The sequence below is a fragment of the Streptomyces sp. NPDC053513 genome, assembly GCF_044544765.1.
GTDB lineage: Bacteria > Actinomycetota > Actinomycetes > Streptomycetales > Streptomycetaceae > Streptomyces > Streptomyces litmocidini.
This window is the reverse complement of sequence record NZ_JBITXP010000023.1, coordinates 15,878-30,207: the sequence shown is the minus strand read 5'-3', so window position 1 is coordinate 30,207 and position 14,330 is coordinate 15,878. Positions and strand designations below refer to the sequence as shown.

15 protein-coding genes and 1 tRNA gene are annotated in these 14,330 nt (G+C 73.1%); 9 read left to right on the top strand and 7 right to left on the bottom strand.

The window, feature by feature from the left end; all coding sequences use genetic code 11:
* The first annotated feature begins 4 nt into the window (after positions 1-4).
* Positions 5-664, top strand: coding sequence for a hypothetical protein (locus ACIGW4_RS29780; RefSeq protein WP_398713048.1), 660 nt, complete (start codon positions 5-7; stop codon positions 662-664).
* 37 nt (positions 665-701) lie between these two features.
* Here ACIGW4_RS29780 and ACIGW4_RS29775 read toward each other — a convergent pair whose 3' ends face one another.
* The gene (locus ACIGW4_RS29775; protein ID WP_399584004.1) at positions 702-1,088 is read right to left on the bottom strand and encodes a hypothetical protein; all 387 of its coding nucleotides are present in this window, start codon (positions 1,086-1,088) and stop codon (positions 702-704) included.
* A 70-nt stretch (positions 1,089-1,158) separates the two neighbouring features.
* A tRNA-Cys gene (locus ACIGW4_RS29770) sits at positions 1,159-1,230 on the bottom strand.
* Positions 1,231-1,410: 180 nt separating this feature from the next.
* Between ACIGW4_RS29770 and ACIGW4_RS29765 the strand changes: the two genes are divergently transcribed.
* From ACIGW4_RS29765 to ACIGW4_RS29745, 5 genes are all read left to right on the top strand, one after another.
* Positions 1,411-2,883, top strand: a complete 1,473-nt coding sequence (locus ACIGW4_RS29765) for an MFS transporter (protein ID WP_399584001.1) — start codon at positions 1,411-1,413, stop codon at positions 2,881-2,883.
* 41 nt (positions 2,884-2,924) lie between these two features.
* Positions 2,925-3,113, top strand: a complete 189-nt coding sequence (locus ACIGW4_RS29760; RefSeq protein WP_399583999.1) for a hypothetical protein — start codon at positions 2,925-2,927, stop codon at positions 3,111-3,113.
* Positions 3,110-3,502, top strand: coding sequence for a type II toxin-antitoxin system death-on-curing family toxin (locus ACIGW4_RS29755; RefSeq protein WP_399583996.1), 393 nt, complete (start codon positions 3,110-3,112; stop codon positions 3,500-3,502). The genes ACIGW4_RS29760 and ACIGW4_RS29755 overlap by 4 nt, the downstream gene beginning before the upstream one ends.
* A gap of 109 nt (positions 3,503-3,611) precedes the next feature.
* On the top strand, positions 3,612-5,408 hold the full coding sequence (locus ACIGW4_RS29750; RefSeq protein ID WP_030692023.1) for a DEAD/DEAH box helicase: 1,797 nt from the start codon (positions 3,612-3,614) through the stop codon (positions 5,406-5,408).
* Positions 5,409-5,846: 438 nt separating this feature from the next.
* The gene (locus tag ACIGW4_RS29745) at positions 5,847-6,488 is read left to right on the top strand and encodes an IclR family transcriptional regulator (RefSeq protein WP_123452778.1); all 642 of its coding nucleotides are present in this window, start codon (positions 5,847-5,849) and stop codon (positions 6,486-6,488) included.
* Between the two features lie 533 nt (positions 6,489-7,021).
* Here the strand turns inward: ACIGW4_RS29745 and ACIGW4_RS29740 are convergent.
* Positions 7,022-7,963 (bottom strand): helix-turn-helix domain-containing protein, encoded by a 942-nt coding sequence (locus ACIGW4_RS29740; RefSeq protein ID WP_359587363.1) that lies wholly within the window; start codon positions 7,961-7,963, stop codon positions 7,022-7,024.
* 108 nt (positions 7,964-8,071) lie between these two features.
* On the opposite strand from ACIGW4_RS29740, the gene ACIGW4_RS29735 reads away from it, so the two are divergent.
* A complete protein-coding gene (locus tag ACIGW4_RS29735; protein ID WP_399583991.1) occupies positions 8,072-9,217 on the top strand; it encodes an alpha/beta hydrolase family protein in 1,146 nt (381 codons plus the stop codon).
* A 9-nt stretch (positions 9,218-9,226) separates the two neighbouring features.
* Positions 9,227-10,021: a S16 family serine protease gene (locus ACIGW4_RS29730; protein WP_399583988.1), complete on the top strand. Its 795-nt coding sequence runs from the start codon at positions 9,227-9,229 to the stop codon at positions 10,019-10,021.
* Here the strand turns inward: ACIGW4_RS29730 and ACIGW4_RS29725 are convergent.
* The 4 genes from ACIGW4_RS29725 to ACIGW4_RS29710 form a co-directional block, all read right to left on the bottom strand.
* Positions 9,954-11,345, bottom strand: a complete 1,392-nt coding sequence (locus tag ACIGW4_RS29725; protein ID WP_399583987.1) for an MFS transporter — start codon at positions 11,343-11,345, stop codon at positions 9,954-9,956. The genes ACIGW4_RS29730 and ACIGW4_RS29725 overlap by 68 nt on opposite strands.
* Before the next feature lie 39 nt (positions 11,346-11,384).
* Complete coding sequence (locus tag ACIGW4_RS29720; RefSeq protein ID WP_398713036.1) at positions 11,385-11,573, bottom strand: hypothetical protein; 189 nt, start codon at positions 11,571-11,573, stop codon at positions 11,385-11,387.
* A gap of 263 nt (positions 11,574-11,836) precedes the next feature.
* Complete coding sequence (locus tag ACIGW4_RS29715) at positions 11,837-12,442, bottom strand: transcriptional regulator (RefSeq protein ID WP_123452766.1); 606 nt, start codon at positions 12,440-12,442, stop codon at positions 11,837-11,839.
* 82 nt (positions 12,443-12,524) lie between these two features.
* Positions 12,525-12,992: an Lrp/AsnC family transcriptional regulator gene (locus ACIGW4_RS29710; RefSeq protein ID WP_123452764.1), complete on the bottom strand. Its 468-nt coding sequence runs from the start codon at positions 12,990-12,992 to the stop codon at positions 12,525-12,527.
* 121 nt (positions 12,993-13,113) lie between these two features.
* Here ACIGW4_RS29710 and hppD point away from each other — a divergent pair, with 121 nt between their 5' ends.
* Positions 13,114-14,259, top strand: a complete 1,146-nt coding sequence (gene hppD, locus ACIGW4_RS29705) for a 4-hydroxyphenylpyruvate dioxygenase (protein ID WP_123452762.1) — start codon at positions 13,114-13,116, stop codon at positions 14,257-14,259.
* Positions 14,260-14,330 lie beyond the last annotated feature (71 nt).

The window sequence follows — 14,330 nt, the reverse complement described above, 5'->3', positions numbered from 1 at the left end:
GCGGATGACGCGGAGCGTGACGATGGGCCTGGTCGCGGCGATGACGCTCGCGTTGACGGCCTGTTCCGAGGGCAACACGTCCGGTGGAGCCGACGCCGAGACCTCGGCAGCGCTGAAGGTCTGCGAGGAGGTCTTCGGCGCGGACGGCGTCTCGGCGGCCCGCGCCGTCCTGGGCGATTCCGACTTCCGGGCGGAGAGCCAACCGCTGGACCGGATCCGGGAGTCGATGCTCAAGGAGGTGCGCGCGTACACGCCGGGGAGCGAGGACTACTCGCGCAACAACCACGAGCCGTGCAACATGTCCACGAGCGACGGCGGGACCGTCAAGCGGGTCTACGCGCACATCGCGTGGTCCCACATCTCCATGGACCACGTGAGCGTGGACGACACGAAGCGGGAGTGGACCAAGGCCGCCGACGACGTGTACGTCCAGCGGGTGGGGCAGTTGGGCGCTCTTGCCGCCGTGCTGCCCTGCCGGGTCCCCGGCGCGAAGAAGGGGCAGGAGCGTGACCTGCCCCTGGAGATCTCGGTACGGAGCCACGCGCTCGGACCGGACAGGGACACCCTGGCCGGGAGGCTGCTCGCCTCTCTCGTCCGGGACACCCGGAAGCGACTCGGCTGCGAGAACCCCGTCGCGGTGCCCACCTCGCTGCTGCCGAAGTGACGCGGGGGCGGGCCGGCATCGCGAGGTCCGTGCGTCCTCAGTCCCCGGCCGTCTCCACGGCCGGGGACAGCTGGGACAGGAGCAGGACCGTCGCCCGGGTGATCAGCGCCGCGAGGAGGATCGTCGCGAGGCCCTCGACGTGCAGGTGGCTCATCTTCGGGCCCAGCCAGGACAGCAGCCACCAGACCAGGGCGTCCTGGACGAAGCCGGCGAGGCCGAAGACCAGGAGGGCGGGGAGCGGGACGCGCCCCGAGGGGCCGACGAAGACCAGCTGGGTGGCGATCGTCATGACGACGGCCGCCATCAGGACGGCGAGGACCTTGTCCATCGTCTCCGTGCCGCCCAGGGTGATGCCGGGCAGGAGGCCGCACGCGAGGCCCACGCCGATGAGGACGCCCAGTCTGCGTCTGCCTTGATCGTTCATGGGCGGACTGTCGCACACCGGGCGGCGCGCTGTGAAGATCCCGTGAGCTCCCGCGAAGGAGCCCGCTCAGAGACCGTGGCGGGAATTGAACCCGCGTAACTCGCTTTGCAGGCGAGCCCCTCAACCACTCGGGCACACGGTCGTGTTGTGCACGAGTACGACCGTAGGGCGGGGGCCGGGAGGGGCTCAAGGGTTCCCGGGGGCGTGCCATGCGACTGCCACACCGCCGCAACATTCCGTTCGTGGTCGTACGTCCAAGGACCGAGGAGGACCGGGACTCCTGACAGGAGCCATACCGGCCTTCGCCTCTTACCCTGGGGGAATGAGCGCCCTCGAACCCCGCGACGCCGACGTCGCCCCCACCCCCGCGCCCCCTGCCGCACGCGGCGACGCCAAGGGATCCGTCCTCGACCCGGACCACCGGGCGCTCAGCATCGGCATGGTCTCCGTCATCCTGCTCATCGCCTTCGAAGCGACCGCCGTCGGCACCGCCATGCCCGTCGCCGCCCGCGAACTGCACGGCATCCCGCTCTACGCCTTCGCCTTCTCCGCGTACTTCACCACCAGCCTCTTCGGCATGGTCCTGGCCGGCCAGTGGTCCGACCGGAGCGGCCCGCTCGCGCCCCTCACCGCCGGCATCAGCGCCTTCGCCGCCGGCCTGTTCCTCTCCGGCACCGCCGGCGCCATGTGGATGTTCATCCTCGGCCGGGCCGTGCAGGGCCTCGGCGGCGGCCTCGTCATCGTTGCCCTGTACGTGGTCGTCGGCCGGGCCTACGCCGAACACCTCAGGCCCGCCATCATGGCCGCCTTCGCCGCGAGCTGGGTCGTGCCCTCCATCGTCGGCCCCCTCGCCTCCGGGACGATCACCGAGCAGCTCGGCTGGCGCTGGGTTTTCGTCGGCATCCCCGTCCTCGTCGTCTTCCCGCTGGCCCTCGCCCTCCCCGCGATACGCCGCACCGCCTCCGGCCCCGCCGACCCGGAGGCGCCCCTCGCCCCCTGGGACCGGCGCCGGATCGTGCTGGCCCTCGGCATCTCGGCCGGCGCGGCGCTCCTCCAGTACGCGGGCCAGGAGCTGCGCCTCCTCGCCCTCCTCCCCGCCGCGGCCGGTCTCGCGCTGCTCGTGCCCGCCGTCCGCGGGCTGCTGCCGCGCGGCACCTACCGGGCCGCCCGCGGTCTGCCCTCCGTCGTCCTGCTCCGCGGCATCGCCGCCGGGTCCTTCATCGCCGCCGAGTCCTTCATCCCCCTGATGCTGGTCTCCCAGCGCGGCCTCAGCCCCACCCTGGCCGGCTTCTCCCTCGCCCTCGGCGGCCTCACCTGGGCGCTCGGCTCCTGGATCCAGTCCCAGTCGTGGACGGAGCCGTACCGGGAGCGGCTCGTCGTCCTCGCCATGGTCCTCATCACCCTCGCGATCGCCGCCGCCCCCGCCGTGCTGATCACCTGGGTGCCGGCGTGGACGGTCGCGATCGTCTGGGCCTTCGGCTGCCTCGGCATGGGCGTCGTGATCTCCTCCACGAGCGTGCTCCTGATGAAGCTCTCCGCCCCCGAGGAGGTCGGCGCCAACTCGGCCGCGCTCCAGATCTCCGACGGCCTCTCCAACATCCTGCTCCTCGCGGCCGGAGGCGCGGCCTTCGCGGCGCTCGGCGGCGGCGCGGTGGGCCACGCGATGGACGCCGGCGCGACCACCGGCTCCCACCCGGCCGCCTTCGCGGCCGTCTTCCTGCCGGTGGCGGGGGTGGCGGCGATCGGGGTGTGGGTCGCGACGCGGCTGCACGGGGCCCGGGACGGCGCGGCGTAAATCCGTCGCCGCCGGTGCGGCCGTCCTTCTACCCTCCCGGTATGCGCGAGATGACCCTTCCGGTCGGTGACGGGTTCGCCGACCTCGCCGATGCCCTGGGGCTCACCCCGGAGGAACTGGCGGCGGAGGCCTGCGCCCGGGTCGTGGCCGCCGAAGCCCACCAGGTGGGGGATCAGGCCCTGCGCCTCGCCCGGCGCCACGAGTCCCTCCTGAGGAGGCTCGGCGAATGAACGATGCCACCACCACCCGCTTCCTCACCGTCGCCGAAGTCGCAGAGGTCGCCCGGTTCGCCTTCACCGGCGACGGCGTGCCCGAGCTGCGGGCGCCCGGCCTCCTGGCGTCCGCCGTGCACCGGCCGCGGGCCCGGATGATGGGACAGAGCGCGTACGGCGACGTGTACGAGCAGGCCGCCGCGCTGCTCCACGCCCTCGCGACGAACCACCCCTTCGTCGACGGGAACAAGCGCGCGGCCTGGCTCTCCGCGGCCACCTTCCTCGCCGTCAACGGAGTCGATCTCGCCGACGTCGACCTCGACCGGGCATACGACCTGGTCATCGCCGTCGCAGGCGGCGACCTGGTCGACATTCCGGACATCGCGCGCCGGATCCGGGAGCTGTGAGGACCGTCTCAAGCGCACCCGCCACGCCTTCGCGCGGGGCGGGTCGCGACGGTCACACCGGTAAGGTGGCCCGGTTGTCATATCTGGACGAGCGTCGAACCCGGAGATCGTGACTACCACCACCGCCACCTCCTCCCATCACCTTTCTCCCGCCTTCCCCGGCCGGGCCCCGTGGGGTACCGCCGGAAAGCTGCGCGCCTGGCAGCAGGGCGCGATGGAGAAGTACATCCAGGAGCAGCCCCGTGACTTCCTCGCGGTCGCCACGCCCGGCGCCGGCAAGACCACCTTCGCGCTGACCCTCGCCTCATGGCTGCTGCACCACCACGTGGTGCAGCAGGTCACCGTCGTCGCCCCCACCGAGCACCTGAAGAAGCAGTGGGCGGCCGCCGCGGCGCGGATAGGGATCAAGCTGGACCCGGAGTACAGCGCCGGCCCGCTCAGCAAGGAGTACGACGGCGTCGCCATCACGTACGCGGGCGTCGGCGTACGGCCCATGCTCCACCGCAACCGATCCGAACAGCGCAAGACCCTCGTCATCCTCGACGAGATCCACCACGCCGGAGACTCCAAGTCCTGGGGCGAGGCCTGCCTGGAGGCCTTCGAGCCCGCCACGCGGCGCCTCGCCCTCACCGGCACCCCCTTCCGCTCGGACACCAACCCGATCCCCTTCGTCACGTACGAGGAGGGGAACGACGGCATCCGGCGGTCGTCGGCCGACTACACCTACGGCTACGGCAACGCGCTCGGCGACGGCGTCGTCCGGCCGGTCATCTTCCTCTCCTACAGCGGCAACATGCGCTGGCGCACCAAGGCCGGCGACGAGATCGCCGCCCGCCTCGGCGAGCCGATGACCAAGGACGCCGTCTCGCAGGCCTGGCGCACCGCGCTCGACCCCAAGGGCGAGTGGATGCCGAACGTCCTGCGTGCCGCCGACCGGCGGCTGACCGAGGTCCGCAAGTCCATCCCGGACGCCGGCGGCCTCGTCATCGCCTCCGACCAGGACTCGGCCCGCGCGTACGCCAAGCTGATCCGCGAGATCACCGGCACCAAGGCCACCGTCGTCCTCTCCGACGACGCCGGCGCCTCGAACCGCATCGACGAGTTCAGCGAGAGCACCGACCGCTGGATGGTCGCGGTCAGGATGGTGTCGGAGGGCGTCGACGTCCCCCGCCTCTCCGTCGGCGTGTACGCCACCACCATCTCGACCCCCCTCTTCTTCGCCCAGGCCGTCGGCCGTTTCGTGCGATCCCGCAGGCGCGGCGAGACCGCGTCCGTGTTCCTTCCCACGATCCCCAGCCTCCTCGGTTTCGCCAACGAGATGGAGGTCGAGCGCGACCACGTCCTCGACAAGCCGAAGAAGGCCGGCGAGGACGAGGACCCGTACGCCGAGTCCGAGAAGGAGATGGCCGAGGCCGAGCGCCAGCAGGACGAGGACACCGGCGAGCAGGACATGCTGCCCTTCGAGGCGCTGGAGTCCGACGCCGTCTTCGACCGCGTGCTTTACAACAGCGCCGAGTTCGGCATGCAGGCCCACCCCGGCAGCGAGGAGGAGCAGGACTACCTCGGCATCCCCGGCCTCCTCGAACCCGACCAGGTGCAGCTGCTCCTCCAGAAGCGCCAGGCCCGGCAGATCGCGCACAGCCGCAAGAAGCCGGACACCGAGGCGGACCTCCTGGAGCTTCCGGCGGAACGACGGCCTGTCGTTTCCCACAAGGAGCTCCTTGAGCTGCGGAAACAGCTCAACACGATGGTGGGCGCGTACGTCCACCAGAGCGGCAAGCCCCACGGCGTGATCCACACCGAGCTGCGCCGGGTCTGCGGCGGGCCGCCGAGCGCGGAGGCGACGGCGGGACAGATCCGGGAACGGATCAAGAAGGTCCAGGAGTGGGCCACCCGCATGCGCTGACCCCCGGCCCCCGAGGGGTTCTCCGGGTGTGACCGAGGCCCGTACGCCACCGCGCGTACGGGCCTCGCGCATCCCGTGAGGACGCTCCCGTGAGGACGGGAGCGGGCCCGGAGACCGGCCCCGCGGTCGGCCTCCCGCCGCCTCCACGCCACGGGCACGACATAGCCGATCTTGTCCGCCAAAGTCCCTCGTCCGACCGACGAAAGTCCCGAAACGACTTCATCCGGTCGCCTGCGCCCGGATTCTGGACGAGGTCTTCCGCTGAGCGGAGCGCGCCGCTACTGTCCCGGCTCACAAGCATTCGCCCCGTGGCAGCGCCGCCGCGGAGCGCAGCCGGTGTACCCCTTCCTGCCGGCGGCCTCTGACGTGCGTCGCCGCGGGACCGGCGCCGTAACTCCGTGAGAGCCCGCCGCCACTCACCCTGAAGGAGAGGGCGTCGTGACCGCGGAGACCTCCCAGACGCTCGACCGGGGACTCAGAGTCCTCAAACTGCTCGCCGACACCGACCACGGCCTGACGGTCACCGAGTTGTCCAACAAACTCGGCGTCAACCGGACCGTGGTCTACCGGCTCCTCGCCACGCTCGAGCAGCACGCCCTCGTCCGCCGCGACCTCGGCGGACGGGCCCGCGTCGGCCTCGGCGTGCTGAGGCTCGGCCGCCAGGTCCACCCCCTGGTGCGCGAGGCCGCGCTGCCCGCGCTGCGCTCCCTCGCCGAGGACATAGGGGCGACCGCCCACCTGACCCTCGTCGACGGCGCGGAGGCGCTCGCCGTCGCCGTCGTCGAACCGACCTGGACCGACTACCACGTCGCCTACCGGGCCGGCTTCCGGCATCCGCTCGACCGGGGCGCTGCCGGCCGTGCGATCCTCGCCGCCCGCCAGGGCGGACTGACCGAACCCGGCTTCACCCTCACCCACGGCGAACTGGAGGCCGGCGCCAGCGGCGCGGCCGCGCCGCTGATCGGCGTCACCGGCGTCGAGGGCAGCGTCGGCGTCGTCATGCTCGCGGACGCGGTGCCGGAGCGGGTGGGGCCGCGGGTGGTGGACGCGGCCCGGGAGGTCGCGGACGCGCTGCGCTAGAGCGCGCGCCGCCGCCGCCCCCCGGCGGGCGGCACCCCCACGCTGCCGGCTGCGCCCCTGCCCGTGCACCCGACGCCCTCCCGCTCCCTTCCCGTGGACCCCACCCGGCGTGACGCCCCACGCTCCCGCCCGCCTGGGCGGCTCCCACCTCCCGCACGGGCCCGCGCCCGGCGGGGCGGCTCCCCTGCCCACCCGCCGTGTGGGCAGTCGTCCCGCTGGGGCGGGACGGGTGGGCACACGGGACGGCGCCCTTCAGCGGCGCCTCCGCGTCCCGCGCCCTGGCCCGCACCACTGGTGCGCTGTGCACGGGGTGCGGGTTCAGGCGCATGAGCCTCGGGCGCCGGCAGGGCGCGGGTCCGTTGTGCCCACCCGTTCCGCCCCAGCGGAACGACTGCCCACAACGGGGGGCGCGGGGGTGGGCACCGCCCGGCGGGCGCAGCCCACAACGGGCGTGGGTGGGGGCACCGCCCCGGCGGGCGCGCCCACGACGGGGGCGCGGGGGGCGGGTACCGCCCGGTGGGGTGGGGGTCGCGTCAGGGCTTCAGGAGGGTGCCCAGCGGTGTCGGCGCGTGGTGGACCGATCTGCCCGTGCGGGTCGTCGTGACCAGCCCCGCCGCCCGAAGCGCCGCCGCGTGCGCCGAGGCCGTCGCGTTGCTGACGCCGAGGCGCCGGGCCAGTTCCGTGGTCGTGCGGGGCTCCGTCAGGACCCGCAGGAGTTCGGCGCGGGTCCGGCCCAGGACCCCGGCGAGGGCGTCCTCGCCGGGGCCGGAGGGGGCGAGCGGCAGGCCCCCGCCCGCGGGGTAGGCCAGGACCACCGGGCGGTCCGGGAGGTCCTGGACGAGCGGCCCGCCCCGCCAGTGGAAGGTCGGCAGGAGGACGAGGCCGCGCCCGGCGAGCCGCACCTCGCGAGGGGCCCCGGGCCATTCCCAGACGCCGTCGCGGAGACCCGGAGCCAGCGCCGTCAGCGCCGCCCCCAGGCCCCGCTCGGCGAGCGTCAGTGCGTACCGGGTGAACTCCGCCCGGTGCAGGTCCTGCACCTGCCCCCACACCGGTGCCAGGACCGCCTCGTACGCCGCCCGTTGCGCCCGCTCCAGCACCCGCCACGCCTCTCCACCCCCGGTGGCGTGCAGGTCCCGGATCCACGGCGGCACGGCGCCCCGCCCCGCGTACACCCGCTCCAGTTCGGACCGTACGAACTCCGGCCGGGCCGCCCGGATCAGCGCGAGGCCCTCCTCCCGGGTCTCGCCGAGGACGTCGAGGAAGTACGGCGCCGTCCCGCCCGGCGCCAGGTCCGCGAGCGGCTCGGCCGCGCCGGGCAGGGCGCGCAGGAGCCTGCCTCGCCAGCGCCCGAAGAGCAGCTCTTCGTGCGGGGCGCCCAGCATCATCAGGGCGGCGTGGAGTTCCGGCACGGGGGAGGGCCGGGGGGCGAACCGCACCCGCGTGAAGTCCTCCGCCGTGAAGTGGATGTGGAGCATCCCCGCCCTTCCCCCGTCCTTCGCCGCTCTTCCGTCGGGCCTCCGCCAGCCTTTCGGCCAGGGCCTGAACCTTCGCGCGCGGTCCCGCCCCGCCCAAGGATGCCGTTCATGACCCAGTACTCCGCACCCAGCCGCCGCACCGTCGCCAAGGGCGCCCTCCTCGCCGTCGCCGCGCTCCTCGGCCCCGCCGCGTCCGCTGTGGCGGCCAGCCGGTCCGCCGCCCTCCGGCTGCCCGCCCCGACCGGCCCCCACCCCGTCGGCCTCCGCACCTTCGCCCTGACGGACACCTCCCGCGTCGACCCCTGGGAGCCCGCCGCCGGGGTGCGGGAGGTGAAGATCAGCGTCCTGTACCCGGCCCGGTCGGCCCGTGCCGTCCGCGACTGCCCCCGCGCCCCGCAGCTCACCCCCGACGAGGCCGGGGTCTTCGCCGTCCTCGCCCCCCTCGTCCACCCCGGGCTGCCCGAGGCCGGTGTCGACTGGGGCGCGGTCCTCACCCACGGGCACGTCGACGCGCCCCCGCTCCCCGGCCGCCGCCCGGTGCTGCTGTACTCCCCGGGTGGAGGCGACTCCCGGACCCTCGGGACGACCCTCGCCGAGGACCTCGCGAGCCACGGCCGGGTCGTGGTCCTCGTCGACCACCCCGGCGACGCCAGCCAGGTGGAGCTGCCGAGCGGGATGCGGACGACCGTCCTCCGGGGTGATCCGGACCCGGAGACCTTCCGCACCATGATCGACACCCGGGTCGCGGACCTCCGCTTCGTCCTCGACCGGCTCGGGGACCTGCCCCTCGCCCCCGTCATGGACCTGCGACGGATCGGTGCGTACGGGCACTCGGCGGGCGGCACCGCCGCCGTCCACGCCCTGGCCGGCGACGACCGGATCACCGCCGGCGTCAACCTGGAGGGCTACCTGGACCTGGACCCGGACCTCGTCGCCCGCCTCGACCGGCCGCTGCTCATGTTCCGTACGGACGGCTTCGAGTGCGCCGCCCGCCTGGAACGCTCCTGGGCCGGAGTCCCGGCCCGGCGCGTCCTGCTGACCGACGCGGGCCACTGGGTCCTCAGCGACTACGCCCACCTCGTCCCGCAGCTCCAGGCCGCCGGGCTCGTCACCGCCGGCACCAGGAACGCGCTCGTCGGGGCGGGGGACACGGCGGCGACGACGGCCCTCGTACGGCACGGGGTGCGGGCCTTCTTCGACCACCGGCTCCGGGCGCCCGCGCCCCCGGCCCGGCCCCGGCGCGCGCCCCAGTAGATTGGGGGCGTGCTCTCCAGCCTCTCCCGTCCCCGCGCCCTCGCGCTCTGCGCCCTGCCCGTCGCCGCCCTCTTCGCCGTCGTCGGGCTCGCGCCGCTGCCGTACGCGATCGCACAGCCCGGCACCACCGCCGACGTGCTCGGCGAGGACCAGGGGCGGGAGGTCATCACCATCACCGGCGCCCCCGTCCGGCCCACCCAGGGGCAGCTGCGGATGACGACGATCATCGCGACCGGGCCGTCCACCGACGTGGACCTCGGTGACGTGGTCGACGCCTGGTTCCGTACCGACCGGGCCGTCCTGCCGCACAACTCCGTCTACCCCTCGGGGAAGTCCGACGCCGAGATCGAGAAGCGCAACCTCGGGCAGATGAAGGAGTCGCAGGACGCCGCCACCCTCGCCGCGCTCGGGTACCTGAAGAAGGACCCCGAGAAGGTGAAGGTGACCCTGCACCTCGCGGACATCGGAGGGCCCAGCGCCGGGCTGCTCTTCTCCCTCGGCATCGTCGACAAGCTCGACGGCGACGGGAACGGCGGCGACCTCACCGGCGGCCGGATCGTCGCCGGTACGGGGACGATCGAACCGGACGGCTCGGTCGGCGCGGTCGGCGGGGTCTCCCTGAAGACGCAGGCCGCCGCCCGGGACGGGGCCACCGTCTTCCTCGTCCCGAAGAACGAGTGCTCGGACGCCCTGGCCGAGCAGCCGAAGGGCCTGCGGCTGGTGCCCGTCACCGAGCTCAGCGACGCGGTGGCGTCCCTGCGGGCCCTGCGGCAGGGGCAGGAATCGAAGGTCCCGTCCTGCTGACGTCCCCGGCGGTGCCACCGGCACCATCGGCGCCCTCGGTGACGCCGGCGATGTCGGTGCCCTTGGCGGTGCCCGCCGGGCCGTTCTTCGGCGGGGCGTCCATGCCGCGCCAGGCCGGGAAGAACATCGGCGAGAGCGTCGTGAGGAAGTAGAGCGTCCCGATCCCGAGCAGCGTCGCCGTCAGTCCGACCCGCTCGACCAGGAGGCCCGCCACGAGGCCGCCCAGCGGGGTCGTGAGCAGCACTCCCGCCGTGCTCGCGCCCGTGACCCGGCTGCGCAGCTCGTCGGGCACCTGCTCGTAGGCGACGGTGGCCAGGATCGGATTGAGGACCCCGATCCCGAGCCCCGACACGGCGAGCGTCACCAGGAGCGGCGCGGTGGTGTCGGTGAGGGCGGCCACCACGTACGGCGGGGCGCCGCCTATCAGGAAGCCCGCCGTGAACACGACCCGGCGCGGGAAGCGCTCCCCGATCGCCCCGTAGAGCAGGGCGCCTGCCAGGGCGCAGCCGGCGAAGACCGAGACGAGCAGGCCCTGTGCGGCGGGTCCGCCGAGCTCCTCCCGGGCGTGGACCGGCAGCAGCACCGAACTCCAGCTCTGGTTGAGGCCGTTGGTCACCATCACCATGACCATGATCCCGAGCATCAGCCGGGCGCGGAGCAGGAAGGAGTACCCCTCGCGCAGATCGGCGCGGTAGCGGGCGACGGAGAGCCGGGGGCCCTCGCGCAGCGGCTCCGCCGACGGCACCCCGCGCAGGGTCGCCGTGACGAGCAGCGCGGAGACGGCGAAGGTGGCCGCGTCGATGTACAGCACGGTGCCGGGGCCCATGAACGCGACGAGCAGTCCGGCGATCGCGGCGCCCGTCATCCGGGCCCCGCGCGCCACCGCGTCGTACAGGCTGGCGGCCCGGGTGAGCGAGGTCCCGGCCCGCCCGGCCAGGTCGGGGACGAGCACGTACCGCGCCGTCTCGCCGGGCGCGTGGAGCAGGCCCGTGACCGCCATCAGCGCGCAGAGCATCCAGAACCGGAGGAGGCCGGTCTGGTGCAGGAGCGGGATCGCGGTGAGCGCGAGGCCGCAGACCAGGTCGGACGTGATGCTGACCCGTCGGCGCCCGATGCGGTCGAGGACCGGGCCGCCGGCGACGGCGGCGAGCACGACGGGGACGGCCGCGAAGAAGGCGACCAGTCCGGCCTTGCCGGGGCTTCCCGTGGTCTCGAGCGCGAACCACGGGACGCCGATGAGCGTGAGTGAATTGCCGGTGACCGATACGGCGTTGGCGGTCAGGACGCCGGCCAGTGGAGTGCGGTCGTTCTGTTTCGTCGTCACTTCGTGTCCCCCCCCGGTCCCCCGATTCCCCCGACTCGATCACGCGGCCAGGACGGCCGGGCGGTGGGCGGGCGTGACCAGGCGCAGACCCAGTTCGACGAGCTTCCAGCCCAGTCGGGAGCGGAGGACGGGGAGGCGGGCGGGTGCCTGCGGCCGGACGGCGGCGGCCTTGCGCCGGAGCTCCTCGGCGGTCAGCGCGTGCAGCTGGAGGTGGATGTCGGCATGCATGATGCGGGTCCTTCCGTGGGTGCGGGCGATGACGGTGCGGGTGGTGCGGGCGGCGCGGGTGATGACGGTGCGGGCGGCGCGGTGGAGCCGGGGCGGGGCCGGTCCTTGTGCTGCCGGGGCCGGTCCTCGTGTCGCCGGGGGCGGTCCTCGTGTCGCTGGGGCAGCCCTCGGGCCGGGGCCGGCCCTCGTGCGGGGTCGGCCCCGTGGCGGGACGGTCCTCGTGCGGGGGCGGCCCCCGTGGCGGGACGGTCCTCGTGTCGGAGTCAGTCGTCGCGCTGCGGGAACGCGTGCAGGTGCATCCGTACGCGGGCGGCGCCCGGCGCGTCGGGGTCGCCGGTCTCGCCGTATTCGTTGATCAGGGCGTGGATCTTCTGGTTGAGCTCGCGCAGCCGCTCGGGCGGGAGGCTCAGTCTGAAGTCGCTGAAGTCCGAGGCGCCGTACCAGGCCTCGTCCCAGGTGTGACGGGTCGCGACCCAGGTCGACAGCTCCTGGGTGTGGATGGTCGCGATCTCGTGCATGAAGACGTCGAGGGCGCCCTGGACCTCGGGGTCCGGGTTCTTGTGGAGCGTCTCGTCGAAGCTCGTCCCTCCCTGGGCGGCCTTCCACCACCGCTCCCGGCCCTTGCCGCGCGTCGGGTCGTCCACGATGAAGTCGTGGGCGGCGAGCTGTCGCAGGTGGTAGCTGGTGGCGCCGCTGGACTCGCCGAGCCGCTCGGCCAGTTGGGAGGCGGTGGCGGGCCCGTGCTGGCGCAGTGCGCGCAGCAGCTGGATGCGCAGCGGGTGGGCGATCGCGCGGAGGGAACGCGGGTCGAGCATGCGGCTCAGGGACTCTTCGGTCCGCGTGTAGGGCTGCTCTTCGGGCTCGGTCATGGTTCCACCGTAGACTTGCAAAGAAGTCTCTGCAAGAGTTTTTTGCAGAGACTTCTTTGCAACTTCGGCGGCCGGGCCGCGACTACTCCTGCGCCGCCTGCTCCACCAGCGGGATGATCCGCAGCGGGACCGGGTTCTCCATCACGATCGCCGTCGACGCCCGCACGATCCCCTCGAAGGCCACCACCTTGTCGATCACCCGCTGCAGGTCCGCGTTCGAGCGGGCGACCAGCCGGCAGAGCATGTCGCCGTGGCCCGTCGTCGTGTGCAGCTCCAGGACCTCCGGCACCGTCGCCAGATGCCCCCGCACATCGGCGCCCTGGCCCTGCTTGATCTCCAGGGTCGCGAAGGCCGTCACCGGATAGCCGAGCGCCGCCGGGTCCACCTGCGGGCCGAACCCGCGGATCACCCCGCTCGCCTGGAGCCGGTCCAGGCGCGCCTGCACCGTGCCGCGCGCCACCCCCAGGCGCCGGGAGGCCTCCAGGACCCCGATGCGCGGCTCGCGCGCCAGGAGCGCGATCAGCCGACCGTCCAAATGATCGATCGCCACAGCGGCCTCCCCATGGTCAGGATGTACAAGTCGCACGGCCATACTCGTCGGTCGCTGTACACCTTGACCAGTGGATCAGCAAACTCTTGCGCACCTTGCCGAACGGCGGGACATTGCTGCCATGACTGAGACCATCGATCACACCCCTTCCACCGCGCGTGAGGCCGATCCCTTCCCGGTCAAGGGAATGGACGCGGTCGTCTTCGCCGTCGGCAACGCCAAGCAGGCCGCGCACTACTACTCCACGGCCTTCGGCATGAAGCTGGTCGCCTACTCCGGACCGGAGAACGGCAGCCGCGAGACCGCCAGTTACGTCCTCACCAACGGTTCCGCCCGTTTCGTGTTCACCTCCGTCATCAAGGCCTCGACCGACTGGGGCCGCTTCCTCGCCGAGCACGTCGCCGAGCACGGCGACGGCGTCGTCGACCTGGCGATCGAGGTGCCGGACGCCCGCGCCGCGTACGCCTACGCCGTCGAGCACGGCGCCACCGGCATCACCGAGCCCTACGAGCTGAAGGACGAGAACGGCACCGTCGTCCTCGCCGCCATCGCCACGTACGGCAAGACCCGCCACACCCTCGTCGAGCGCTCCGGCTACGACGGCCCGTACCTCCCGGGCTTCGTCTCCGCCAACCCGATCGTCGAGCCCCCGGCCAAGCGGACCTTCCAGGCCATCGACCACTGCGTCGGCAACGTCGAGCTCGGCAAGATGAACGACTGGGTCGGCTTCTACAACAAGGTCATGGGCTTCACGAACATGAAGGAGTTCGTGGGCGACGACATCGCGACCGAGTACTCGGCGCTCATGTCGAAGGTCGTCGCGGACGGCACCCTCAAGGTGAAGTTCCCGATCAACGAGCCGGCGATCGCGAAGAAGAAGTCGCAGATCGACGAGTACCTCGAGTTCTACGGCGGCGCCGGCGTGCAGCACATCGCCCTCGCCACCAACGACATCGTGGCCTCCGTGCGGGCGATGCGGGCCGCGGGTGTGCAGTTCCTCGACACCCCCGACTCGTACTACGACACGCTCGGCGAGTGGGCGGGCGAGACGCGCGTGCCCGTCGAGACCCTGCGCGAGCTGAAGATCCTCGTCGACCGCGACGAGGACGGCTACCTGCTGCAGATCTTCACCAAGCCGGTCCAGGACCGCCCGACCGTCTTCTTCGAGATGATCGAGCGTCATGGGTCGATGGGCTTCGGGAAGGGCAACTTCAAGGCGCTGTTCGAGGCGATCGAGCGGGAGCAGGAGAAGCGCGGCAACCTCTAGCCACCAGCCGCCGAGGGGCTCCGGGGCCTGCCCCGGGGCCCCTCGCGCATGCCAGGCCACCTGCTACGGGC

What these genes read in the sequence shown, in the direction of transcription:
- ACIGW4_RS29715 (WP_123452766.1), bottom strand. Translation starts at nt 12,442, where the DNA reads ATGACCGAGCCCGAAGAGCAGCCCTACACGCGGACCGAAGAGTCCCTG.
- ACIGW4_RS29720 (WP_398713036.1), bottom strand. Translation starts at nt 11,573, where the DNA reads ATGCATGCCGACATCCACCTCCAGCTGCACGCGCTGACCGCCGAGGAG.
- ACIGW4_RS29780 (WP_398713048.1), top strand. Translation starts at nt 5, where the DNA reads ATGACGCGGAGCGTGACGATGGGCCTGGTCGCGGCGATGACGCTCGCG.
- ACIGW4_RS29735 (WP_399583991.1), top strand. Translation starts at nt 8,072, where the DNA reads ATGACCCAGTACTCCGCACCCAGCCGCCGCACCGTCGCCAAGGGCGCC.
- ACIGW4_RS29775 (WP_399584004.1), bottom strand. Translation starts at nt 1,088, where the DNA reads ATGAACGATCAAGGCAGACGCAGACTGGGCGTCCTCATCGGCGTGGGC.
- ACIGW4_RS29760 (WP_399583999.1), top strand. Translation starts at nt 2,925, where the DNA reads ATGCGCGAGATGACCCTTCCGGTCGGTGACGGGTTCGCCGACCTCGCC.
- ACIGW4_RS29765 (WP_399584001.1), top strand. Translation starts at nt 1,411, where the DNA reads ATGAGCGCCCTCGAACCCCGCGACGCCGACGTCGCCCCCACCCCCGCG.
- ACIGW4_RS29740 (WP_359587363.1), bottom strand. Translation starts at nt 7,963, where the DNA reads ATGCTCCACATCCACTTCACGGCGGAGGACTTCACGCGGGTGCGGTTC.
- hppD (WP_123452762.1), top strand. Translation starts at nt 13,114, where the DNA reads ATGACTGAGACCATCGATCACACCCCTTCCACCGCGCGTGAGGCCGAT.
- ACIGW4_RS29755 (WP_399583996.1), top strand. Translation starts at nt 3,110, where the DNA reads ATGAACGATGCCACCACCACCCGCTTCCTCACCGTCGCCGAAGTCGCA.